The organism is Pseudomonas sp. (assembly GCF_040514055.1).
In the GTDB taxonomy this organism is placed as follows: Bacteria; Pseudomonadota; Gammaproteobacteria; order Pseudomonadales; family Pseudomonadaceae; genus Aquipseudomonas.
In genome coordinates, this window is sequence record NZ_JBEVDL010000002.1 from 49,413 (window position 1) to 72,903 (window position 23,491).

At 62.7% G+C, this 23,491-nt stretch carries 22 protein-coding genes, 2 rRNA genes and 2 pseudogenes; 15 read left to right on the plus strand and 11 right to left on the minus strand.

From position 1 onward, the window contains the following. The first annotated feature begins 44 nt into the window (after window positions 1-44). The 5 genes from nuoJ to nuoN are packed head-to-tail and all read left to right on the plus strand — an operon-like array spanning window position 45 to window position 5,771. Window positions 45-548, plus strand: coding sequence for an NADH-quinone oxidoreductase subunit J (nuoJ, locus tag ABWY06_RS00810; RefSeq protein WP_353923652.1), 504 nt, complete (start codon window positions 45-47; stop codon window positions 546-548). After that, window positions 548-856, plus strand: coding sequence for an NADH-quinone oxidoreductase subunit NuoK (gene nuoK / locus ABWY06_RS00815; RefSeq protein WP_353923675.1), 309 nt, complete (start codon window positions 548-550; stop codon window positions 854-856). The genes nuoJ and nuoK overlap by 1 nt, the downstream gene beginning before the upstream one ends. Beyond that, window positions 853-2,706: an NADH-quinone oxidoreductase subunit L gene (gene nuoL, locus ABWY06_RS00820; RefSeq protein WP_353923653.1), complete on the plus strand. Its 1,854-nt coding sequence runs from the start codon at window positions 853-855 to the stop codon at window positions 2,704-2,706. Before nuoK ends, nuoL begins: the two co-directional genes overlap by 4 nt. A 38-nt stretch (window positions 2,707-2,744) precedes the next feature. Then, entirely contained in the window at window positions 2,745-4,277 is a 1,533-nt protein-coding gene (nuoM, locus tag ABWY06_RS00825) for an NADH-quinone oxidoreductase subunit M (protein WP_353923654.1), read from the plus strand. A 21-nt stretch (window positions 4,278-4,298) separates the two neighbouring features. Continuing rightward, window positions 4,299-5,771, plus strand: coding sequence for an NADH-quinone oxidoreductase subunit NuoN (nuoN, locus tag ABWY06_RS00830; RefSeq protein ID WP_353923655.1), 1,473 nt, complete (start codon window positions 4,299-4,301; stop codon window positions 5,769-5,771). 254 nt (window positions 5,772-6,025) lie between these two features. Here nuoN and xrtH read toward each other — a convergent pair whose 3' ends face one another. The 4 genes from xrtH to ABWY06_RS00850 form a co-directional block, all read right to left on the minus strand. Next, window positions 6,026-6,544 carry an exosortase H gene (xrtH, locus tag ABWY06_RS00835; protein ID WP_502948128.1) on the minus strand — a complete coding sequence of 173 codons (519 nt, stop codon included), beginning with the start codon at window positions 6,542-6,544 and terminating at the stop codon, window positions 6,026-6,028. Window positions 6,545-6,729: 185 nt separating this feature from the next. After that, a complete protein-coding gene (locus tag ABWY06_RS00840) occupies window positions 6,730-7,791 on the minus strand; it encodes an AI-2E family transporter (protein WP_353923657.1) in 1,062 nt (353 codons plus the stop codon). A gap of 158 nt (window positions 7,792-7,949) precedes the next feature. Then, complete coding sequence (gene ctpM, locus ABWY06_RS00845) at window positions 7,950-9,626, minus strand: methyl-accepting chemotaxis protein CtpM (RefSeq protein ID WP_353923658.1); 1,677 nt, start codon at window positions 9,624-9,626, stop codon at window positions 7,950-7,952. A 237-nt stretch (window positions 9,627-9,863) separates the two neighbouring features. Further along, the gene (locus ABWY06_RS00850) at window positions 9,864-11,183 is read right to left on the minus strand and encodes a Na+/H+ antiporter family protein (RefSeq protein ID WP_353923659.1); all 1,320 of its coding nucleotides are present in this window, start codon (window positions 11,181-11,183) and stop codon (window positions 9,864-9,866) included. Window positions 11,184-11,628: 445 nt separating this feature from the next. Between ABWY06_RS00850 and ABWY06_RS25830 the strand changes: the two are divergent. The 4 genes and pseudogenes from ABWY06_RS25830 to ABWY06_RS00865 all read left to right on the plus strand — a co-directional run. Beyond that, window positions 11,629-12,696: pseudogene (locus tag ABWY06_RS25830) on the plus strand (cache domain-containing protein); the annotation flags it as partial. 348 nt (window positions 12,697-13,044) lie between these two features. Continuing rightward, a pseudogene (locus ABWY06_RS25835) lies at window positions 13,045-13,554 on the plus strand (methyl-accepting chemotaxis protein); the annotation flags it as partial. A gap of 115 nt (window positions 13,555-13,669) precedes the next feature. After that, window positions 13,670-14,266, plus strand: coding sequence for an NADPH-dependent FMN reductase (locus tag ABWY06_RS00860; RefSeq protein WP_353923661.1), 597 nt, complete (start codon window positions 13,670-13,672; stop codon window positions 14,264-14,266). An 845-nt stretch (window positions 14,267-15,111) separates the two neighbouring features. Further along, window positions 15,112-15,627: a DUF4142 domain-containing protein gene (locus tag ABWY06_RS00865; RefSeq protein ID WP_353923662.1), complete on the plus strand. Its 516-nt coding sequence runs from the start codon at window positions 15,112-15,114 to the stop codon at window positions 15,625-15,627. Between the two features lie 80 nt (window positions 15,628-15,707). Here the strand turns inward: ABWY06_RS00865 and ABWY06_RS00870 are convergent, their stop codons facing one another. Continuing rightward, window positions 15,708-15,944 (minus strand): hypothetical protein, encoded by a 237-nt coding sequence (locus tag ABWY06_RS00870; RefSeq protein ID WP_353923663.1) that lies wholly within the window; start codon window positions 15,942-15,944, stop codon window positions 15,708-15,710. Window positions 15,945-16,189: 245 nt separating this feature from the next. On the opposite strand from ABWY06_RS00870, the gene ABWY06_RS00875 reads away from it, so the two are divergent. Together ABWY06_RS00875 and ABWY06_RS00880 are read left to right on the plus strand one after the other, a co-directional pair. After that, window positions 16,190-16,486, plus strand: a complete 297-nt coding sequence (locus tag ABWY06_RS00875) for a VF_A0006 family four-cysteine protein (RefSeq protein WP_353923664.1) — start codon at window positions 16,190-16,192, stop codon at window positions 16,484-16,486. Window positions 16,487-16,669: 183 nt separating this feature from the next. Continuing rightward, on the plus strand, window positions 16,670-17,230 hold the full coding sequence (locus ABWY06_RS00880) for an NADPH-dependent FMN reductase (protein WP_353923665.1): 561 nt from the start codon (window positions 16,670-16,672) through the stop codon (window positions 17,228-17,230). 34 nt (window positions 17,231-17,264) lie between these two features. Here the strand turns inward: ABWY06_RS00880 and ABWY06_RS00885 are convergent, their stop codons facing one another. The 4 genes from ABWY06_RS00885 to ABWY06_RS00900 are packed head-to-tail and all read right to left on the minus strand — an operon-like array spanning window position 17,265 to window position 19,814. Continuing rightward, window positions 17,265-18,581, minus strand: coding sequence for an ATP-binding protein (locus ABWY06_RS00885; protein ID WP_353923666.1), 1,317 nt, complete (start codon window positions 18,579-18,581; stop codon window positions 17,265-17,267). After that, window positions 18,578-19,246, minus strand: a complete 669-nt coding sequence (locus tag ABWY06_RS00890; RefSeq protein ID WP_353923667.1) for a response regulator transcription factor — start codon at window positions 19,244-19,246, stop codon at window positions 18,578-18,580. The genes ABWY06_RS00885 and ABWY06_RS00890 overlap by 4 nt, the downstream gene beginning before the upstream one ends. After that, window positions 19,246-19,545: a PepSY domain-containing protein gene (locus ABWY06_RS00895; protein WP_502948129.1), complete on the minus strand. Its 300-nt coding sequence runs from the start codon at window positions 19,543-19,545 to the stop codon at window positions 19,246-19,248. Before ABWY06_RS00895 ends, ABWY06_RS00890 begins: the two co-directional genes overlap by 1 nt. 14 nt (window positions 19,546-19,559) lie before the next feature. Further along, window positions 19,560-19,814 (minus strand): PepSY domain-containing protein, encoded by a 255-nt coding sequence (locus ABWY06_RS00900; RefSeq protein WP_353923676.1) that lies wholly within the window; start codon window positions 19,812-19,814, stop codon window positions 19,560-19,562. 263 nt (window positions 19,815-20,077) lie between these two features. On the opposite strand from ABWY06_RS00900, the gene ABWY06_RS00905 reads away from it, so the two are divergent. The 4 genes from ABWY06_RS00905 to queD all read left to right on the plus strand — a co-directional run bounded on the left by ABWY06_RS00905 (window position 20,078) and on the right by queD (window position 22,789). Further along, window positions 20,078-21,157 (plus strand): patatin-like phospholipase family protein, encoded by a 1,080-nt coding sequence (locus tag ABWY06_RS00905; RefSeq protein ID WP_353923669.1) that lies wholly within the window; start codon window positions 20,078-20,080, stop codon window positions 21,155-21,157. Between the two features lie 40 nt (window positions 21,158-21,197). Beyond that, window positions 21,198-22,025 carry a hypothetical protein gene (locus ABWY06_RS00910; RefSeq protein ID WP_353923670.1) on the plus strand — a complete coding sequence of 276 codons (828 nt, stop codon included), beginning with the start codon at window positions 21,198-21,200 and terminating at the stop codon, window positions 22,023-22,025. Beyond that, entirely contained in the window at window positions 21,973-22,338 is a 366-nt protein-coding gene (locus ABWY06_RS00915; protein ID WP_353923671.1) for a DUF5329 family protein, read from the plus strand. Before ABWY06_RS00910 ends, ABWY06_RS00915 begins: the two co-directional genes overlap by 53 nt. 94 nt (window positions 22,339-22,432) lie before the next feature. Next, a complete protein-coding gene (gene queD / locus ABWY06_RS00920) occupies window positions 22,433-22,789 on the plus strand; it encodes a 6-carboxytetrahydropterin synthase QueD (protein ID WP_353923672.1) in 357 nt (118 codons plus the stop codon). Between the two features lie 265 nt (window positions 22,790-23,054). Here the strand turns inward: queD and rrf are convergent. Continuing rightward, window positions 23,055-23,170, minus strand: a 5S ribosomal RNA gene (gene rrf / locus ABWY06_RS00925). Window positions 23,171-23,300: 130 nt separating this feature from the next. After that, a 23S ribosomal RNA gene (locus ABWY06_RS00930) occupies window positions 23,301-23,491 on the minus strand; the annotation flags it as partial.

A 23,491-nucleotide genomic window follows, 5' to 3' on the forward strand; every position in this document is an offset into this window, starting at 1 on the left:
CCACCCCGCCCTCAACAGCTCTTGCGGACAGGATAAGGATAATTATGGAATTCGCTTTTTACTTTGCGTCCGGTGTCGCGGTGGTGTCCACCCTGCGGGTGATCACCAACAGCAATCCGGTGCATGCGCTGCTCTACCTGATCATCTCGCTGCTGGCGGTGTCGATGACCTTCTTCGCCCTCGGCGCGCCCTTCGCCGGTGCCCTGGAGATCATCGTCTACGCTGGCGCGATCATGGTGTTGTTCGTCTTCGTGGTGATGATGCTCAACCTCGGCCCCGCCGCGGTGGACCAGGAACGCACCTGGATGCGCCCCGGTATCTGGACCGGTCCGGGCCTGCTGGCCCTGGCCCTGCTGGCCGAGCTGCTTTACGTGCTGTTCGCTGGCCCGATCAGCGGCGGCACCCTGGGCGGGCAGACGGTCGATGCAAAAGCCGTGGGCGTCAGCCTGTTCGGTCCCTACCTGCTGGTCGTCGAGCTGGCGTCCATGCTGCTGCTGGCTGCCCTGGTCGCGGCCTTCCACCTCGGCCGTCATGAGGCGAAAGAATGATGAACGCGATCCCCCTGGAACATGGCCTGGCCGTCGCCGGCATGCTGTTCTGCCTGGGCCTGGCCGGCCTGATGGTTCGGCGCAACATCCTGTTCGTGCTGATGAGCCTGGAAATCATGATGAACGCCGCGGCCCTGGCCTTTATCGTCGCCGGCAGCCGCTGGGGCCAGCCTGACGGCCAGGTGATGTTTATCCTGGTACTGAGCCTGGCCGCCGCAGAGGCCAGCATCGGCCTGGCGATCCTGCTGCAGCTGTACCGGCGCTTCAACACCCTCGATATCGACGCAGCCAGCGAGATGCGCGGATGAACCTCTTATTCCTGACCTGTGTATTCCCCCTGCTGGGGTTCCTGTTGCTGGCGTTTTCCCGCGGGCGTTGGTCCGAGAACCTCAGCGCCCTGATCGGCGTCGGCTCGATCGGCCTCTCGGCGCTGGTCACGGCCTGGGTGATCTGGCAGTTCAATGTCGCCCCGCCCGAGGGCGGCGCCTATACCCAGGTGCTTTGGCAATGGATGTCGGTGGACGGTTTCGCGCCGAACTTCGCCCTGTACCTGGACGGCCTGTCGGTGACCATGCTCGGCGTGGTGGTGGGCGTGGGCTTTCTGATCCACCTGTTTGCCTCCTGGTACATGCGCGGCGAAGCCGGTTACTCGCGCTTTTTTGCCTACACCAACCTGTTTATCGCCAGCATGCTGTTTCTGGTCCTGGGCGATAACCTGCTGTTCCTGTACTTCGGTTGGGAAGGCGTGGGCCTGTGCAGTTACCTGCTGATCGGTTTCTATTACAGCAACCGCAACAACGGCAACGCCGCGCTCAAGGCCTTTATCGTCACCCGCATTGGCGACGTGTTTATGGCCATCGGCCTGTTCCTGCTGTTCCTCCACCTGGGCACCCTGAATATCCAGGAACTGCTGGTGGTGGCGCCGCAGAAGTACGTCGCCGGCGATACCTGGCTGTGGCTGGCGACCCTGATGCTGCTGGGCGGCGCGGTGGGCAAATCGGCTCAGCTGCCGTTGCAGACCTGGCTGGCGGACGCCATGGCCGGCCCCACGCCGGTCTCGGCCCTGATCCACGCGGCGACCATGGTCACCGCCGGTGTCTACCTGATCGCCCGTACCCACGGCCTGTTCAGCCTGACGCCGCAGATCCTCGAGCTGGTTGGCATCATCGGCGGCGTAACCCTGGTCCTGGCCGGTTTCGCCGCCCTGGTGCAGACCGACATCAAGCGTATCCTCGCCTACTCGACCATGAGCCAGATCGGCTACATGTTCCTGGCCCTGGGCGTTGGCGCCTGGGACGGCGCGATCTTCCACCTGATGACTCACGCCTTCTTCAAGGCCCTGCTGTTCCTCGCCTCCGGTGCGGTGATCGTGGCCTGCCACCACGAGCAGAACATCTTCAAGATGGGCGGCCTGTGGAAAAAGCTGCCGCTGGCCTACACCAGTTTTATGGTCGGTGGCGCGGCGCTGTCCGCCCTGCCGCTGGTCACCGCGGGCTTCTACTCCAAGGACGAGATCCTTTGGGAAGCTTTCGCCAGCGGTCATCAGTGGCTGTTGTACGCCGGCCTGGTCGGTGCCTTTATGACCTCGCTCTACACCTTCCGCCTGATCTTCATCGCCTTCCACGGCGAAGCCAAGACCGAGGCCCACGCCGGTCATGGCGTGGCCCACTGGCTGCCGCTGAGCGTATTGATCGTGCTCTCGACCTTCATCGGTGCGCTGATCAGCCCGCCGCTGGCCGGCGTGCTGCCGGAAAGCGTCGGGCATGCCGGTGGCGAAGCCAAGCACAGCCTGGAAATCGCCTCGGGCGCCATCGCCCTGGCGGGTATCCTGCTGGCCGCGCTGCTGTTCCTCGGTAAACGCAGCCTGGTATCGGCCGTCGCCCGCAGTGCGCCGGGGCGTTTCCTGTCCGCCTGGTGGTTCGCCGCCTGGGGCTTCGACTGGCTGTACGACCTGCTGTTCGTCAAACCCTACCTGCTGTTGACCCGCCTGCTGGCGCGCGATCCGGTGGACGGCACGATGAACCTGGTGCCGCGCCTGGTGCGCGGCGGCCACCGCCTGATGAGTCGCACCGAGACCGGCAATCTGCGCTGGTACGCCGCGTCCATCGTCGGTGGTGCGGTACTGGTTCTGGGCGCCGTCCTGCTGGCGGCTGTCTGAGATGAATTTACGCATTTGCGCAAGGAATTGAGCCCGTCATGATTCTGCCCTGGCTAATCCTGATCCCCTTTATCGGCGGCCTGCTGTGCTGGCAAGGCGAGCGCTTCAGCGCCACCCTGCCGCGCTGGATCGCCCTGTTCACCATGACGCTGGAGCTCGGCCTGGGTCTGTGGCTGTGGAGCACCGGCGACTACAGCCTGGCCCCGGCACCGGGCGCCGACCCGACCTGGACCCTGGAATTCAAACGCGTCTGGATCGAGCGTTTTGGCATCAGCCTGCACCTGGCCCTGGATGGCCTGTCCTTGCTGATGATCCTGCTCACCGGCCTGCTCGGTGTGCTCTCGGTACTCTGCTCCTGGAAAGAGATCCAGAACCACGTCGGCTTTTTCCACCTCAACCTGATGTGGATACTCGGCGGCGTGATCGGGGTGTTCCTCGCTCTCGACCTGTTCCTGTTCTTCTTCTTCTGGGAAATGATGCTGGTGCCGATGTACTTCCTCATCGCGCTCTGGGGCCACAGCTCCGACGATGGCAAGAAGACCCGCATCTACGCCGCCACCAAGTTCTTCATCTACACCCAGGCCAGCGGCCTGATCATGCTGGTGGCGATTCTGGGCCTGGTGTTCGTCAACTACAGCACCAGCGGCGTGATCACCTTCGACTACAGCCAGTTGCTGAAGGCCGAACTGCCGCGCGGCACCGAATACATCCTGATGCTGGGCTTTTTTATCGCCTTCGCGGTGAAACTGCCGGTGGTGCCCTTCCACTCCTGGCTGCCGGACGCCCACGCCCAGGCACCCACCGCCGGCTCCGTCGACCTGGCCGGTATCCTGCTGAAAACCGCGGCCTATGGCCTGCTGCGTTTCGCCCTGCCGCTGTTCCCCAATGCCTCGGCCGAGTTCGCGCCGATCGCCATGGGCCTGGGCCTGGTCGGGATCTTCTACGGCGCCATCCTGTCGTTCGCCCAGACCGACATCAAGCGCCTGATCGCCTACTCCAGCGTCTCGCACATGGGCTTTATCCTGATCGGCATCTACTCCGGTAGCCAGATGGCGCTGCAGGGCGTGGTGGTGCAGATGCTCGCCCACGGCCTGTCGGCGGCCGCGCTGTTTATCCTCTGCGGCCAGCTCTACGAGCGCCTGCATACCCGTGACATGCGCCTGATGGGCGGCCTCTGGTCGCGCATCGCCTACCTGCCGGCGATCAGCCTGTTCTTCGCCGCCGCGTCCCTGGGCTTGCCGGGCACCGGCAACTTCGTCGGCGAGTTCCTGATCCTGATGGGCGCCTTCAAAAGCGCCCCCTGGAGCGTGGTGATCGCCACCTCCGGGCTGGTATTCGCCTCGGTCTACTCGCTGATCATGATCCACCGCGCCTACTTTGGTCCGACCCAGTCCGACGCGCCACTCAAGGGCCTCGATGGCCGCGAGCTGGCCATGGTGCTGGGCCTGGCGGTGCTGCTGATCGTGCTCGGGGTCTACCCGCAGCCGGTGCTCGACACCACCACCGCCAGCATGCAGGGCGTCCAGCAGTGGCTCGGTGCCGCTTTCACTCAACTTGCATCGGGCCGGTAGCCTGTAATGGAAAGCCGCGTTATGGAATTCACCACACAACACCTGCTCGCCCTGCTGCCGTTGCTCGTCACCTGCGCCACCCTGGTGGTGGTGATGCTGGCGATCGCCTGGCGACGCAACCATGCCCTGACCTTCGTGCTGTCGATCATCGGCCTCAACCTGGCGCTGCTGTCGCTGGTTCCGGCCTTACAGGCCGCCCCCCTGGCGGTCACCGCGCTGTTGCAGGTGGACAGCTTCGCCATCTTTTACATGGGCCTGATCCTGGTCTCGACCCTGGCCTGCGTGACCCTGGTGCACGCCTACCTCGGGGCCGAGTCCGGTGCCGGCTACCCCGGCAACCGCGAAGAGCTCTACCTGCTGATCCTGCTGGCCGCCGCCGGGGGCTTGGTACTGGTCTGCGCGCAGCACCTGGCCGGCCTGTTTATTGGCCTGGAACTGCTGTCGGTGCCGGTATACGGCATGGTCGCCTACGCCTTTTTCAACAAGCGCTCACTGGAAGCCGGCATCAAGTACATGGTGCTTTCGGCGGCCGGTTCGGCCTTTCTGCTGTTCGGCATGGCGCTGCTGTACGCCGATGCCGGCAGCCTCAGCTTCGCCGGTATCGGCGCGGCGCTGGCCCAAAGCGGCCTGCCCAGCCCCCTGGCGCAACTGGGCCTGGGCATGATGCTGATCGGCTTGGGCTTCAAGCTGTCGCTGGTGCCCTTCCACCTCTGGACCCCGGACGTCTACGAGGGCGCCCCGGCGCCGGTGGCGGCCTTCCTGGCTACCGCCAGCAAGGTGGCGGTGTTCGCCGTGCTGCTGCGCCTGTTCCAGCTGTCGCCGGTAGCCAACGGCGGACTGCTGAACGATGTGCTGACCGCCCTCGCGGTGGCCTCGATCCTGATCGGCAACCTGCTGGCGTTGACCCAGAACAACCTCAAGCGGCTGCTGGGGTACTCCTCCATCGCCCACTTCGGTTACCTGCTGATCGCCCTGATCGCCAGTAAGGGCCTGGCGGTGGAAGCGGTTGGCGTGTACCTGGCGACCTATGTGCTGACCAGCCTGGGTGCCTTCGGCGTGATCACCTTGATGTCCACGCCCTATAACGGCCGTGACTGCGATGCGTTGTACGAGTACCGCGGCCTGTTCTGGCGTCGCCCCTACCTGACCGCGGTACTGACGGTGATGATGCTGTCGCTGGCCGGCATTCCGCTGACCGCCGGTTTTATCGGCAAGTTCTACGTGGTCGCGGTGGGCGTGCAGTCCCAGCAATGGTGGTTGCTTGGCGCGTTGGTGATGGGCAGTGCCATCGGCGTGTTCTATTACCTGCGGGTGATGGTCACCCTGTACCTGATCGAACCGAACCTGCGCCGCCACGACGCCCCGTTCAACTGGGGTCAACGTACCGGTGGGCTGATGCTGCTGGCAATTTCCCTGCTGGCCTTTGTCCTCGGTGTCTACCCGCAGCCACTGCTGGAGCTGGTGCAGCAGGCGGGTCTGGTGATGACGCCCTAAGCCGCGCCTGCATAAAAAACCCGGCCAAGGCCGGGTTTTTTTATGGGCGTCGTTGCAGCCCACGCCCCTGCCTGGCCCTTCCTTCGCGGCCATGGGCCGCTGCTACAGGTTGGGTACCGCCGCGGCGCCTGCACGGACACGCTTTTCGTAGGGTGGCGTTAGTCGCGCAGAATGTGGGCCTGGCACACCACGCTGCACCTTCCGCGCGGCGTAACCCACGCGGGCACGCGCGCCCCCCAAAACAGGAAAATACCCTAGGCACTCGCGCCAGCCAGCACCTGCCGCGGCGGCAGGCGGCGAATCCAGATCAACCAGACCACCAGCACATCGAGCATGATCAGGACCTGCCACAGGTACAGGTGGGCGAACTCGAAGGCGGCCGGGCTCCATAGCGCCAGGTAATAGAGGCTGATCACGCGCAGCACGTTGAGCGCCTGAATGGCGACAAAACCCAACAGCAGCCCGACCAGCTTGTGGCGCCAGGGCGCCGGATAGGCCAGGATCGCCGCGCTGAGCAGGATGCAGGCCTCGATGCCATTGCAGCCGGCCTCGATCGACACCCCACCGCCCCGCGACAGGCTTTGCAGCACCTTGCCATAGGCCACCACATCGGCATCGAAGGCACCGATCAAGGCGGCGCTGATATCGGCCAGCAGCAGGGTCCAGGGCAGCACTAGGTGGCGCTGCACCGGCGGGGTCAGCTCAAGGGTGAACAAGCCCAGCACCAGCAGCAGAAACAGCAGAAAAAAACGGGTCATCGCAGGTCCGCGCAAAAGAGTCGCGCCGTGACTGACGCGGTCGAACTCTAGGGCTCATCAGGGTGACGAGCAAGCCCCGGCGTCTCCATTAAGATCCCCATACGACGTTGAGAAACATTGCAAAGGAACGCGCCTTCCGCGCCTGGCCCGGAACCCTTTTTCGCGGGAACCGGGGTGCCTGCGGACAGTGTCCACAGGCCCTAAGGCAGCTGAATGGTCTTTTTCGTGCCGGTGAAGATGCCCCAGCTTGAAAGGAACAATGCCGCAATCAACGGGCCGATGACAAAGCCGTTAAGGCCGAAGATGGTCAGGCCACCCAGGGTTGAGACCAGGATCAGGTAGTCGGGCATACGAGTGTCGCGGCCCACCAGGATCGGGCGCAGCACGTTGTCCACCAGGCCGATCACCAGTACGCCGAACAGGGTCAGCACCACGCCTTGCCAGATGGCCCCGCTAAGCAGGAAAAACGCTGCCACCGGCACCCAGACGATACCCGCGCCCACGGCCGGCAGCAGCGACAGGAAGGCCATCAGTACCGCCCAGAGCAAGGGACTGGGCACATCCAGAAACCAGAAAATCAAGCCGCCCAACGCCCCCTGAGCCACCGCCACCAGCACGTTACCCTTGACCGTCGCGCGCACCACCCGGGTGAATTTCAGCTGCAACCGGCGTTTTTGCGGCTCACCCAGCGGAATCGCCATGCGGATCTTGCGCACCAGCTCCGGGCCATCGCGCAGAAAGAAAAACAGCAGGTAGAGCATCACGAAAAAACTGATCACGAACTCGAAAGTATTCTGCCCCAGGGTATACGCCTGGGCCGCCACCACCTGGCTGCCCTGCATCGCACCGGCAACGATCTTGTCGCGCAGGCCGTTGATATTGCCCAGGCCCAGCCGGTCCATCTGCCGTTGCAGGTAGGATGGCAGCAGGTCGCGGAACTGTGCCAGGTAGCCGGCGACATCCAGCTCACCGGTCTCGATCCGTTTATACAGGCCGCTCGCTTCCTGGATCAGCAAGCCCGTGGTGAACACCACCGGCAAGATGGCGATCACCAGGCAGATAAACAGGGTACCGAGCGCGGTCAGGTTCTTTGACAAGCCAAAGCGCCGGGCCAGGTGGCGCTGCAAGGGGGCGAACAGAATCGCCAGGATCACCGCCCAGAACAAGGCCCCGTAATAGGGCAACAGTATCCAGATAAAGGCGCAGGTGACCGCCACCAGCAAGAGCAGGAAGGTCTTGTTTTCGAGGTTGAGGCTATGCATGGGGACTCACGGTCGGGGAAACGTATGACACTTAGTCAGCAGTGGGCTGGCCAAGTGCCAAATCTCTTGCACCACCAGCGCAGGGCCGCCCAAGCCAGAGCGGCGCGGGGTGCAAGGGCTACCGCGGCCAGGGTCAGCCACCGCCCATCCGGGCGCCCTTAGATACGGAACTGCCGCACCAGCGCCCCCAACCGCTGGCCCAATTCGGCCAGGCTGCGGGCGGTTTGCGCACTCTGTTGGGTTTCGTCGGCCACATTGTCCACGGCCGAGGCGATCTGATGCACGCTGCGATTGATCTCCTCGGCCACGGCGGTCTGCTCCTCGGCGGCACTGGCGATCTGAGCGTTCATGCTGTTGATGGTGCCGATCAGCCGCGCAATGGCATCCAGCGAGGTGCCGGCCTGGTTGGCCTGCTCGCTGGTGGCGTCGCCGGCTTCGCTGGAGCGGCGCATGGCCGTTACGGCAGCGGCAGTGCCCTGTTGCAGGCGATCGATCATGCCCTGGATTTCCTGGGTGCTCTGCTGTGTGCGGCTGGCCAAGGCGCGCACCTCGTCGGCGACCACGGCAAAACCACGCCCGGCCTCACCGGCTCGGGCCGCCTCGATTGCCGCGTTCAGGGCCAGCAGGTTGGTTTGCTCGGCGATGGAGCGAATCACCGCCAGCACGCTGACGATCGACTGTACATCCTGCTGCAGGCTGTCCAGCGACGCACCGCCGCTGCGGATATCGGTTACCAGGGCATGAATCCGCGAGATGCTGCCATCGACGACTTTTTTTGCCGCCTGGCCTTCTTCATCGGTTTTTTGCGCCGCTTCGGCGGCGCCCTGGGCACTCTTGGCCACCTCGTGGGCGGCGGCCGACATCTCGTTGATGGCCGTGGCGACCTGGTCGGTTTCATGCCGCTGGCGGCCCATGGCCTGATCGGAGCGCTGGGTTTGCGCCGACACCTGCCCGACCAACTCGGTGAGCTGACCGGTCATTTCGACGATCTGCCGCACCAGGCCGTGGATCTTGGCCACGAAACTGTTGAACGAATTCGCCAGTTGCCCCAGTTCGTCATCACCGCTCACCGGCAGGCGGCGGGTCAGGTCACCCTCGCCCGCGGCAATGTCATCCAGGTTGGCCTTGATGGCCTGCAACGGCCGCAGTATGGAGTTGCTCAGCGCCAGGCCGGCGATGCCCAGCACCACCAGCAACACGGCTGCGATAACCACGATACTGGTCACCACGGTCCTGATCCGGGCATCGATGGCCGCCTGAACTTCCGCGACCCGGGCCTCGATCCCATCCAGGTTGACTGCGGTACCCAGCGCCATATCCCACTTGGGCAGGTAAAAGCTGTACGCCAGTTTCGGCACCAGAACCTTTTCGTTGCCCGGCAAAGGCGAGGAGTAGTTCAGGTAGAAGGTGCCGTTCTTGGCGACATTGACCAGTTCACGGTTGAGGTAGATACCGTTCGGATCCTTGCGGTCGGCCAGGCTCTTGCCGACATCCGCCGGGTTGTCGCCGCGAAACAGCCGTACCACCTGACTGTCGTGGCCGAAAAAATAACCGTCCTTGCCGTATTTGATCTTCGACAGCACTGCGATGGCCTGGGTACGGCTGGCCATGTCACCGGACGCCGCCCCCTCGTACAGGCCTTGCACCGCCCCCTGGGCAATACGCACGTAGTTTTCCAGCTCCCTGCGGCTTTCCTGCAGCAGCCGCTCGCGGGTTTGCGTGACCTCGTCCTCCGCCAGGCTTTGCAGCACCTTGGCGGCGGCACCGCTCAAGGCCAAGGCAAATAGAACGACCGGAACCAGGCCCAACAAGAGCACCTTCGACTTCAACGTCATTTGCAATGTCCTTGTAGATAAGACAGTCGAAGCCGCGGATGCGAGCTCGACGGGGCGGGACCCTGTCAGCTGAGAAGCACTGCGCCTTTTAGAGCGCAGACTAAACGGGGGAAAATATGGAGTCCGCAGCCCACCACACGCAGGTCAATCCGTGGGCAAAACCACACCCTGATCACTGCTATCGGCCAGTTGTGGCGACTCTTAAGCAGCGTAGATGAGGCCACCGCTGGGCGCCCGCTACAGCACCATTGCCGCCACCCAGCCGAACACCAGCAAGGGCAGGTTGTAATGCAGAAAGGTCGGCACCACGGTATCCCAGATATGGTTGTGTTGACCGTCAACGTTAAGCCCGGAGGTGGGTCCGAGGGTGGAGTCCGAGGCGGGAGAACCGGCATCGCCCAACGCACCGGCAGTGCCGACGATACTGACGATAGCCAGGGGGCTGAACCCCAGTTGCACCCCCAGGGGCACGAAAATGGCGGCAATGATCGGCACGGTGGAAAAGGACGAGCCGATGCCCATGGTCACCAACAGACCGACCAGCAGCATCAGCAAGGCACCGATCGCCCGGCTGTCGCCGATCCAGGCCACCGAAGCGTCGACCAGGCCCTTCACTTCGCCGGTGGCTTTCATCACTTCGGCAAAACCGGCAGCGGCAATCATGATAAAACCGATCATGGCCATCATCTTCATGCCTTCGGTGAACAGATCCTCTGTCTCGCGCCAGCGCACCACGCCCGACAGGGAGAAAATCACGAAACCGAGCAAGGCGCCGAGGATCATCGAGTCGAGCCAGAGCTGCACGACAAAGGCCGCGGCGACCGCCACCGCGGCCACCAGCAGGCTCCAGGGACTGTACCGGATCGCCACCTGCTCGACCTGCTCGATGCTGGCCAGGTCGTAGACGCGTTTTTTGCGGTAACTGAAAAACACCGCGATCAACAGGCCCACCAGCATGCCCACCGCGGGAATTGCCATGGCTTCGGTGACATTCACCCCGCTCACATCGACACCACTCTTGATCACGTTGGCCAACAGGATCTCGTTGAGGAAGATATTGCCGAACCCCACGGGCAGGAACATATAGGGCGTGATCAGGCCGAAGGTAATCACACAGGCGATCAGTCGGCGGTCGATCTGCAACCGCGTCAGCACGTACAGCAGCGGTGGCACCAGCAACGGGATAAAGGCGATATGGATCGGCAGGATATTTTGCGAGGCCACCGCCACGCTTAGCAGCAGGCCAATCAGCAGCCATTTGACCGACTGGCCGCCCTGCTGCTCTTGGCGCCCCACCATATGCAGCACCCGGTCGGCCAACGCATGGGCCAGGCCCGACTTGGCGATCGCCACGGCGAAGGCGCCGAGCAAGGCATAGGACAAGGCCACCGTGGCGCCGCCGCCCAGTCCCTGATTAAAGGCGGTCAGGGTCCCCTGCATGCCCAGGCCACCCAGCAGTCCGCCGGCCAGTGCACCGACGATCAGCGCCACCACGACGTGCACACGGCACAGGCTGAGCACCAACATCAGGCCGACAGCGGCCACTACTGCATTCATAACAAACTCCAACGAAAACGCCCAGGGGGCCAGGCGCGGCATGGCTACGCACCGAAAAAGGGCGCGTACTCTGCCCCATGCCCGCGCCTCTGTCAAAATGCCATGCCTTTGGCGCTATGATGGAGATAGCCGGCCACGCGCCGGCGTCCAAAAACGCCGTTTCAAGAAAGGTACGTGCGCGCCGATAGCGCCTTTGTCGTCCTGCCGAATTCAAAGGAAGCCCCTTATGCGTCCCAGCCAGCTCTCGATCCAGTGGAAGATCACCTTGCTGGCCGGGCTCTGCCTGCTCGCCATCGTCACCCTGTTGGTGGGCGCCTCGCTCTACCAGGCAAAGAGCAGTGCCCAGTGGGCTCGGCAATCGAGCAGCCGGATGCTCGATGAATCAGCACAATTGCGCATGCAGGCCCGCGGCGAAACCCAGGCACTGCGTATCCAGCGCTATTTCATGGATACCTATCAATACGGCAAGGGCTTCGTCCGCCAGGTGCTGTTTCTCAAGGACCAGGCGGAAAAGCGCTTCCTCGATGCCTTCGACCTGCGTGAAGACCTGACCCGCCAAGTGCAGAGCGCGCTGCAGGCCAACCCCAACCTGCTGGGCCTGTACGTGGTCTTCGACGCCAACGCCCTGGACGGCAAGGACAGCCTGTTCGCCGACCAACCCAAGCTGGGTAGCAATGAAAAGGGGCGCTTCGCCCTGTATTGGTCGCAGTCCGCTGGTGGCGCACTGGAGTCCGAGGCCATGACCGAGAGTGAGCTGGCCAATGCCACCCCCGGGGCCAACGGTGTCGCGTTCAATGCCTGGTACACCTGCCCCCGGGAAACCCGCCAAGCCTGCGTGCTCGACCCTTACCTCGACGAGGTGGACGGCAAGTCGACACTGATGACCAGCATCGCCTTTCCCCTGGAGATCGAGGGCAAGGTGGTGGGCGTGCTGGGCGTGGATATCAGCCTGAGCAACTTGCAGGGCATCAGCCTGCAGGCCAGCCAGGAACTTTTCGACGGTCAGGGCCATGTCAGCATCCTTAGCCCGGTCGGGCGCCTGGCGGGACACAGCCGGGATCCGGCGCAGCTGGGCAACGCGGTGATCGCGGCCTTTCCCGAGCAGGGCCAGGAGCTGAACAGCCTGGTCGCCGCAGGCCAGGCGCAGGTGCTGCATCACGCCGACATGCTGCGTATCCTCACGCCCTTGCTGCCGATTCCGGAATCACGTCCCTGGGCCGTACTGCTCGAGGTTCCGCAAGCAGTGTTGCAGCGCCCGGCCGACCAGTTAGGGGCCGACTTGGCTGCCCGCAGCACCACTGACGGTATCCAGGCACTCGGGCTGGGCCTGGTGGCGGTGATCCTCGGCCTGCTACTGATGAGCCTGACGGCACGCGGCGTGACCCGGCCCATCCTGGAAGTGGCCGAGCGGCTCAAGGGTATCGCCACCGGTGAAGGCGATCTGACCCGTCGCCTGGAGTATGCCCGGCAGGACGAACTGGGTGAGCTGACGGCCTGGTTCAATCGCTTTCTGGACAAGCTGCAACCCATCATTGCCGACGTTAAACGTTCGGTGACCGATGCCCGTGGCACGGCTGATCAGTCCGCCTCGATCGCCAGCCAGACCAGTGCCGGCATGCAGCAGCAATACCGTGAAGTCGACCAGGTGGCGACCGCCTCCCAGGAAATGAGCAGCACCGCCCAGGACGTGGCACGCAGCGCCGCACTGGCGGCCGAGGCGGCCCGCGGTGCCGATCGCGCCACCCGCGAAGGGCTGGGCATCATCGACCTGACCACCCGCAGCATCGACAACCTGTCGATCAATATGAACACCGCGATGGTCCAGGTGCAGGGCCTGGCCAGCAGCAGCCAACAAATCGGCTCGGTGTTGGAGGTGATCCGCTCCATCGCCGAACAGACCAACCTGCTGGCGCTGAATGCTGCAATCGAGGCGGCCCGCGCCGGTGAAGCCGGCCGCGGCTTTGCGGTGGTCGCCGATGAGGTGCGCAACCTCGCCAAGCGTACCCAGGACTCGGTCGAGGAAATTCGCCAGGTCATCGAAGGTTTGCAGCAGGGCACCCGCGAGGTGGTCGGCGCCATGGACGACAGCCATCGACAGGCCCAGAGCAGCGTCAGCCAGGTGGAACACGCGGTGGCGGCGCTGCAACGCATCGGCGAGGCCGTTACCGTGATCACCGACATGAACCTGCAAATTGCCAGTGCGGCCGAAGAGCAAAGCGCGGTGGCCGAGGAAATTACCCGCAATGTCGCCAGTATCCGCGATGTCACCGAATCACTCGCCGGACAAGCCGACGAGTCCGCGCGGGTCAGCCAATCGCTGAACAACCTGGCCAACCATCAACAAGGGCTGATGGATCAGTTCAAGGTCTAGGTCAGTCAGGTCCTCGGGCCTGATGGCCTGATAGGTCCGCGGCAGTGGCGCGCCCGCGCTTGTCGCCGCTCCCGCCGGCCATTAGCCTGGGAGCCCCCCTTGAAAGGAACACCCCATGCTGAATTTCGCCATTGTCGCCGGCTCCAGTCGCCTCGATAGCCAATCGGGCAAGGTTGCCCGTTTTTTGCGGACGCGCATGATCCAGGCGGGCTTGTGCAGCGAGCACAGCAGCACTGTGATCGACCTCGGCGTTACCCCGCTGCCGCTGTGGCCGGCGGAGGACAGCAGTAACTGGGCGGCAATAGCCGCGCAGTTGCAAGCGGCAGACGGACTGATCGTTATCGCTCCCGAGTGGAATGGCATGGCAGGGCCGGCGATCAAGAACTTTTTCATCTACGCCACCAAGGCCGAACTGGCACATAAACCGGGCTTGTTGGTTGGGGTATCGTCCGGCATCGGCGGCGCTTACCCCATCAGCGAACTGCGCGCCTCCAGTTACAAAAACTGCCGTATTTGCTATTTGCCCGAACACTTGATCGTGCGGCAGGTGGAGCAGGTACTCAATGCGCAAGACGCAACCGATGACCACGAGCAACGGCTGCACGCCCGCATCGACTACAGCCTGGACCTGCTGTTCAAATACGCGGTGGCGCTCAAGCCGGTGCGGGCGGCCGTGGACATGAATTCGCCCGCCTTTGCCAACGGTATGTAACCCCTGGGCGACGGCTCTGCCAGACCGTCGCCGCATACTGCGGTAACCGACTCATAGGTTATTGTCCACTTCCCGAGCCGGAACCCGAGCCACTGCTGGAACCCGAACCTGAGCCAGTGGCTCCAGAGCCCGTGTCGCTGCCCGAACCCGGGGCGGTGCTCTCGGCCCCATTGTCGCTTCCCATACCGCTGTTCGAATTCGTTCCGGCATCCGTATCAGCACCGGTACCGCCATTCGGACCGGTGTCAGTACCAGAATCCCCGTTGGATGGATTGGTGGGAGCTTCGATAGGGGCAATCGGTTCAATGGGCTCCGTGGTGGCGGCCAATACGCTGCACGACAGCAGGCTGGCGAAAATCACCACCGTTAGTTTCTGTACGCTCATGTTCGATACTCCGGTGCGTTTGAGAGTGCACAACCGCCAGACGATGTTAAGCACACTTGGCAACACTCGCGTTGATCGCCACCTGCAAACAACCCGCACTGGGATTCAGGCCGGGAAGTTGCCAGAGCGATGTTGAACCAGAACAGACCAAGAGGCGCACTCCGGTTCGATGGCAAAGCTCCAGCAGCGGTTATGCCAACCAAGCCTTCTAAAAAAATCAATTAAAAACAATAGATTGCACCACCAACCCGCCATCCCCTCCATGCAAAATGCCTGATTTACAACTGGCCGCCCATGCAAGTTGCCCCATTCACTCACGTTATTTATCGGCTGTTAGTGATGGATAAATCCGTCTGAACCCTTGTTTTGAGTCCCGGTCATTAATGGCGCGCGCATTAAAAAACGGCCAGACGGCCCCCTTATTACTGAGGCATACACCCCCTTAAAAAGGTGACTGACCATGAACACTTCCCGCAAAAGCTTACTGTCCACTGCCCTCGCCGTGCTGATGGGCACCCTGGCCAATCAGGCCCTGGCCGATAGCGCGGCTGACTTCGTCGATGAAGCGTCGGCCAAAGGCATTGCCGAGATCGAAACCAGCAAGATGGCGATGGAGAAAGCCACCAGCCCGGACATCAAAACCTTCGCCGAGCAGATGATCAAGGACCATACCCAAGCCAATCAGGAGCTGGCCGCGCTGGCCACTCGCAAGAACCTGGAAGTGGCGGACGATGCCGAGTTGATGAGCAAAGCCAAGGCGATGATCCTGGAGTTGCGCTCGGGCGAGTCCTTTGACGAGGCCTATGCGAATAATCAGGTCAAGGCCCATGAGGCAACTATCGAACTCTTCCGTGAAGAAATGCAGGACGCCGAAGACCCAGATTTGAAAGCCTTCGCCACCAGTGCCTTACCCAAGCTGGAGCACCACTTGGAAATGGCGAAAAAACTGGCGGCCGCTCACCAGAAAACCGAGTGACCGACCCGCCCGCCCCCTCTGCAGCCCCCTAGGTGGGCTGCAGAGGGGGCGCTGCGACAACTGGCGGCGGTAATGGCCAATCAGTCTTCCCAGATCAGCCCGCCGTGCTCGTCGACTTCCACCACCTTGTTCAGCGCCGCGTTCGCGGCCGCATCCGCCTCGGCCGCCAGATCGTAGACGCGCTGGCTGGCCACCTGATGGATAGTCGGTTGCTCGGCACTGTCACGCCGCTTGAGGGCGATCACTGCTTTGAAGCCTTCCCCCTGGGGATATGCACTGGACACTGCTTCATAGGTTTTAAAATGTTTACGCGCCATCACCCTCTCCCTCGTCGAGTACCTGGACAATGGACAGCGATATTTGAACAAATACTCAGCCACTCTCGATGGCAAATTCCACTCTTCCTCCAAGCGTAACCCGGCTTCGTCGCCTGTAGCACAAACTTGCAAAACTGGGCGCAGCGTCAGCACCTGAGCGCTGGTCTTGCCCCTGGCTCTAGGGCTATATTTTGCCATCAGCCAAGACCTCTACAACCCTGTCTTACCCCAGCCGAGTGCACCCTATGGTTATCAGGTTTAGCGCCGTTCTTTTGATGATGGCCTCGACGGTATGCGCTGCCTTTGACGCCGAAACCGAGGACTATCAGGATTGTGTCTTGACCCACCAAAAGGGTGCGAAAACGGAACGCTCGGCGTTCTATATCCAGCAGTCCTGCCGCAAGTATTTTCTCGAAGGCAATTATCTGTTTACCGCGGAGAAGCGCTACCACAGATGCATTATCGACAAAATGCCCGGCGTGGAAACCGAGGCGGCAACCTCGCAGGTATTGAGTATCTGTAACGAGAAGAGCCAAGACTGATTCTCCGGGCTTGGCCTGTTCACGCCAGGCAACGCAAGCAGTTACAGCGGATCGCCAAGGGACTCTTGGCGCGCAAAAGGTCGCGCGGACGGCCCACCGCGACACCAAGCGACTCCCACAGTCAGCGACACAGAGGCACTATAGTGGTCGACTGACCTGTTTCCCCCATTCAAAGGAATGCCCATGAACAAGCCTTATAACGTCGCCGTTTTGGTCGGCAGCCTGCGCAAAGCCTCCATCAACCGCCGCCTGGCCCTGGCACTGGCCGAGCTGGCACCGCCTTCGCTGAAACTGGAAATCATCGAAATTGGCGACTTGCCGCTGTACAACGAAGATATCGATGCCGGTACAGCACCTGCTGCCTATGACAGTTTCCGGGCCAATCTGAAGGCGTCCGATGCGCTGCTGTTCATCACTCCGGAATACAACCGTTCAGTGCCCGGCGCGCTGAAAAATGCCGTTGATGTCGGGTCACGCCCCTATGGCAAAAGCGGCTTCAGTGGCAAACCCGGGGCGGTGCTCAGTGCCTCGCCGGGCGCCGTCGGCGGCTTTGGCGCCAACCACCATTTGCGCCAATCGCTGGTCTTCCTCGACGTGCCGGTGTTGCAACAACCCGAGGCTTATCTCGGTGGCGCCGGAAGCTTCTTCGATGAAGCGGGCAAGCTAAGCGACGGCATCCGCCCCTTCCTGCAAAAATTTATCGATGCCTATGCGCTGTGGGTGGAGCAGCACGTGCGTTCCTGACCGAGCGCTGACCGGCTGCACGGCCGTCCTGGCCTTATTCAGGCTTCTTCTGCGGCAGGTCGAGGGTCACGCGCAGACCGCCCAAGGGGCCTTGCGACAACTGCAAGCGCCCCTGCCAGGACTCCACCATATCCCGCACTATGGCCAACCCCAGGCCATGCCCGGCCACCTGTTCATCCAGGCGACTGCCGCGATTGAGCACCTCGTCACGGGCGGCAGGGTCGATACCGGGCCCATCGTCATCGACTTCCATCCGGAAACCGTCTGGCTGACGGCTGATGGTCAGTCGCACCCGTGCATCCGCCCACTTGCAGGCGTTGTCCAAAAGATTGCCAAGCATCTCCAGCAAATCCTCGCGATCCCAGGGCAGGCGCAACCCGGCCGGGGCGTCCCAGGACAACAGCAGGTCATCGCCATGAATCATCTGCAAGGTAGCGAACAGCCCAGGCAGCTCTTCGGCACATTGAAAATGCGCGCCGGGCAAGACTTCTCCGGCCAGCCGGGCACGCCCTAGCTCGCGGGACAGGCGTTGCTCGATCTGACCCAACTGCTCCTGCACGGTGGCACGCAGCCCAGGGTCGAGGTCCTCCCGTGCAGCCAGGCTGACCAGCACCGCCAAGGGGGTCTTTAGCGCATGGCCGAGGTTGCCCAGCGCATGTCGCGAGCGCTTCAGGCTGTCCTCGGTGTGGGCCAACAGGCGATTGATTTGCGCCACCAGCGGCTCGAGCTCCGCGGGCACCTGGCTGTCCAGCGCGCCTCGCTGGCCGTCCTGCAATTGGGCGACCTGGCGCCGTACCTGCTCCAGGGGCAGCAACGCCGAACGCACCGTCAGGCGCTGCAGCCACAGCACCAGCAACAAGGCGCCGATGCCCACGCCCAGGCCCAGCTGTCGTACCTGATTAAAACTGTCCAGCACCGGCCGATAGTCCTGTGCCACGGTAATCGACAGGTCTTCGCCGAAACGCCGGTAGCGGGCGTGATAGAGCAGCAGGGTCTGCTCCCGCGGGCCTTCCACCAACTCCGCCTGCAGCCCGGGCGCGCTGGCCCGAAGCAGTTCGTAATCCCAGGACGACCGCGAGCGCCAGACCGTCTCGGAAAAATCGATGCGAAAATAATGGCCGGAGAACGGCCGTTGATAGGCAGGCGCCAGACGCTGTTCATTCAGCTGCAGCCCGGCCGGCCCGCGTACCAGGGCGATCAGCAGCCCCTGCGCCTCCTCGCGCAAGCCCGATTCGAGGTAGCGCCGCAGGCCATGGTCGAACAGCCAGAGACTGGCCTGGACCAGCAGCAGGCCGCTGACCAGCCAGATCACCACCAGCCCCAGGCTCAGGCGTTGCTGGATCGACCTCACTCAGGCTGCTCGCTGAACCTGTAACCCTGGCCACGGCGGGTTTCGATCACCTCGCTGCCGAGCTTGCGGCGCAGACGGTTGACCAACACTTCCAGGACATTGGAATCACGTTCGGTTTCACCGTCATACAGGTGCTCGGTCAGGTGGCTCTTGGACAACAGCTGCCCCGGATGCAGCATGAAATAGCGCAGCAGACGGAATTCCGCGGCGGTCAATTCGACCACCTTGCCAGCGCGGCTGACCGATTGCCGGCCTTCGTCCAACTCCAGGCCAGAGGCCTGCAGTTGCGGCTGGTTGGCCAACCCATGGGCACGGCGCAGCAGCGCCTGGACGCGCAAGTGCAACTCTTGCGGGTGAAAGGGTTTGCACAGGTAATCATCCGCGCCTGCCTTCAGCCCTTCGATTCGTTCGGCCCAGGAGCTGCGCGCGGTCAGTATCAGTACCGGCGTGGCCAGGCCCGCGGCGCGCCACGCCTGCAGCACCTCAAGCCCCGGCTTGCCGGGCAGGCCGAGGTCCAGGATGATCAGGTCATAGGGTTCGGTCGCGCCCTGGTGCACCGCATCGCGGCCATCGGCCAACCAATCCACGGCGTAGCCCTGACGGCTCAGGCCGGCGAGCAATTCGTCGGCCAGGGGTACATGGTCTTCCACCAACAGCAGGCGCATCAGTCGTCTTCCTCGTCCTTCAGGATGCGTCCATCACGGGCATCCAGCTCCAGTTCCCTGACGCTACCGCCGGTGATCAACAACTCAACTTCATAGACCAGCACCTCGTCCTCCTCCTCGAGTTCAGCCTCCAACAGGGTCGCCCCGGGGTAACGCCCCAGGGCGGACTGGATCAGCTCTTCCAGGGGCTGGATCACCCCTTCGCGGCGCAAACGCAGCGCCTCGTCCTGATCGAGGTCCCGGGCCAGCAGCGGGGTGCTGGCCAGAACCGCTGACAGGAGGGGAATCAGCGGGGCCATGAAGCGTCTTTTCATCAGTTGTCCTGGTGGTCCTTGAGCACTTCAGCGGTGGCGGCATCCAGCTCCAGGTCCCACTGTTGGCCCTGGGGATCGCGCAGTTCGACCTGGTAGATATACCGACCGTACTCTTCCTCCAGTTCGGTTTCACTTACCGTGGCGCCCGGGTGTTTGGCGATGGCGGCCGCGTTCAGTTTCTCGAAGGACTGCACGGTTCCGGCATCACGCAACTTAAGGGCTTCATCCGGCCCCAGGTCACGGGCCTGGGCCATGCCCGAGACCGTTACAAGGGTGATACCGGCAAACAAAGCGGAAAAGCGGGTGGATTTGCGAGTGAAATTCAGCATCGGGTCGTTCCTCAGAAGTCGTTTTGACAGGACCCAAGATAAGCCACTGGACTGAACTCAAGCTTAATCCGCCAGGCCCCTCACCTGGCAATGGTGTGAGCGGCATGGGACCATCATTCACCGGATGAAGTCGCTTGGCCCGGCGACACGGGCCTCTATAATCGCTGTCTTGCGCCATGGAGGCCAGTATGAGCGGCATTCACATCAAATCCCCAAGCCTTACCTTGAAGGCCGGTCCGCGTGCCCTGACGCGTATTCGCGAGCGTGGGCTGCACCCGGCCGACGTCGGCATTTTGCCCGGCGCCGCGGGCGGACCCAAAGCCCTCGGCATCCAGGGGCTGGACCTGGCCCTGTTTGGCGACTGGCTGCCCCGGGCGCCGCGGGAACGTTCCCTGATCGGCGCCTCGATCGGTTCCTGGCGCTTTGCCAGCGCCTGCCTGGCAGATCCCGCCGAGGGCCTGCAACGGCTGGGCGAGCTCTACACCGGCCAGCGCTTCAGCAAGGGCGTCAGCATGGCGCAGGTGTCGCTCAGCTGCAGCCAGATGCTCGACGAGCTGCTCGACGGCCGTGACGGCCAGATCCTCGACAACCCCCATTACCGGCTCAATATCGTGGTGGTTAAAAGCCACGGCCGCCTGGCCTATGATCACCGCGGTACGCTAGGGCTGGGATTGTCGTCGGTCATCGGCAGCAACCTGCTCGGCCGGCCGCGCCTGGCCAAGCATTTCGAACGGGTGATCCTGCACGATGAACGCTTGCTGCCACCGCTCAGCGCGCTGACCGACTTCCCATCGCGCTTCCTGACCTTGAATGCCGATAACCTGCGGTTCGCCCTGCTCGCCTCCGGCTCCATTCCCATGATCATGGAAGGGGTACGCGACATCCCCGGTGCCGGGCCGGGCACCTACCGTGACGGCGGTCTGCTCGATTACCACCTGGACCTGCCTTACAGCGGGGAGGATGTGGTGCTCTACCCGCACTTCACCGACAAGGTGATTCCTGGCTGGTTCGACAAGGGCTTGCCCTGGCGTCGCGGCGACAATGGTCGCCTGCAGGATGTGCTGTTACTGGCGCCTTCACGGGACTACCTGGCGCGCCTGCCCCACGGCAAACTGCCGGACCGCAAGGATTTCAACCGTTATCTGGGCGACGACGCCGGGCGCGAACGGTACTGGCGCACGGCCATGAGCGAGAGCCGTCGGCTCGGTGACGAGTTTCTCGAATTGCAGGAAAGCGGCCAACTGGCCGAACGATTGCAGCCGCTCTGATGCCTGGACTCTATAAACGCCTGTCCCGGGAATTCCCTGCATGAAGTTGGCGGTGGCCATAGTTCACGGTATCGGTACGCAAGCCGATCTGCGCGACGACGAGGGCGTACACGACTATGCACGGCGCCTGATCGGCGGCTTGCGCCGACGCTTGGGTGATCACGCTCCGCACGTTGCCTTCGAAAGCCTGTTCTGGGCCAGCGTGCTGGATACCCGCGAACAGGCCTACCTGGATGCGCTGGCCAAGGAGCCCGTCACCTGGCGCTGGCTGCGGCGCATCGTCACCTCGTTCCTGGGGGACGCCAGCGGTTATCGGCAGGTCGGCCAGGTCCACGACAGCGCCTATGAACAGGTGCACGAGCACCTGCGCGACGGCTTGAACCGGCTCAGGGCCCGGGTGGGACACGACACCCCGCTGGTGGTGCTCTGCCACTCCCTGGGCGGGCATATCTTTTCCAACTTCGTCTGGGACCAGCAGCAACTTAACCCGACCATCAGCTCCCCGTCAGACGACTTCCTGGCCTTGGAGACCCTGGCTGGCCTGGTCACCTTTGGCTGCAATATTCCACTGTTCACCTTTGCCTATGACCCCGTGGTGCCCATTCGCTTCCCGGGCGACCGCTTGAGCCCGGAGCTGCGGCAAAAAGCCCGCTGGTTGAATTTCTACGCCCCGGCCGATAGCCTCGGTTATCCTTTACGCCCCCTGCAGAATTATGCCCAAGTGGTGCATGAAGACCGCAGTCAGCCGGTGGGGCCCTGGTATAAACGCCATACCCCCCTTAGCCATTTCGAGTATTGGACCGATGCCCGCTTCCATGACTACGTGGCGCAGTTTCTGCGCAGCCTGTTGCCTGCTGATACTCAGTGAGGCCACCCACGCGGCCCTCAGTCAGCAGGCCCGCCAGGAAATCGACGGACTGCTGAAGTTCGTCGAAAGCAGCGGCTGCAGTTTTATCCGCAACGGCGAGAGCCACTCGCCCGTGGATGCCCGGGCGCACCTGCAAAAAAAATTCGACTACCTCGCCGACAAGGACAAACTGGCGTCCGCCGAGGACTTTATCGAACATGCTGCCACTGAAAGCAGCATCAGTGGCGAGCCCTACAGCGTCGACTGCGCCGGACAGAAACAGCTCTCCGGCGAGTGGCTGCGTCAGGAACTGCAACGCCTGAGAAAGCCCTGAGCGGGTCATACCTCCGCACAGGCGGCGGCAGAGCTGGTAAACTGCCAGCCTGCTTTGATCGCAGCGGCGATCGTCATTTTCAGAGCGTTATAGCGTGGAATTATTCAAGGAATTCATCTTCGAGTCGGCTCATCGCCTACCCCATGTCCCGGCGGGTCACAAGTGTGGGCGCCTGCACGGTCACTCGTTTCGGGTGGCAATCTATATCGAGGGTGACGTTGATCCCCATACCGGCTGGATCCGCGATTTTTCCGAAATCAAGGCCATCTTCAAGCCCTTATACGAACTACTCGACCACAACTACCTGAACGATATCCCCGGCCTGGAGAACCCCACCAGCGAAGTCCTGTGCCAGTGGATCTGGAAAGAGCTCAAACCGCTGCTGCCGGAGCTGTCGCGCATCCGCATTCATGAGACCTGCACCAGTGGCTGTGAGTACCGCGGCGACTGAAAGGCTCAGCCTTGATAAAACCACCTGCGGGTGGTTTTTTTATGGGCCTGGTTTGGGTGGACGGGGTCCGGAGAGCAGCTCGCCCCCAGGCCGATACGCAGCTGCGTGTTGGCGGGCTGGCGCCAGACGGCGCGCCGAGGCCGCCCTACACCACAAGCCTCGGCCCGCGCAGCGCCCGGTGGCAGGCCCGCCGCCGGACCGGAGTTTTTTGCGCGCACAAACAAACGCCCTGACCGCGTAAGCGGACAGGGCGTTTGGAATTGAAGCTTGACGATGACCTACTCTCACATGGGGAAACCCCACACTACCATCGGCGATGCATCGTTTCACGGCTGAGTTCGGGATGGGATCAGGTGGTTCCAATGCTCTATGGTCGTCAAGCAATTCGGGTGGTCGGCTGCCCAGGGCAACCGGCCAAAATGGGGATGTGATAGATCATTTGCGTTGCGGACATTCGGTGCTGCGTCTTCCACCGTCAATTTGCCGTTTAAGCAAATTGCTTGGGTGTTATATGGTCAAGCCTCACGGGCAATTAGTATGGGTTAGCTCAACGCCTCACAGCGCTTACACACCCCACCTATCAACGTCGTAGTCTTCGACGGCCCTTCAGGGGACTCAAGGTCCCAGTGAGATCTCATCTTGAGGCTAGTTTCCCGCTTAGATGCTTTCAGCGGTTATCTATTCCGAACATAGCTACCCGGC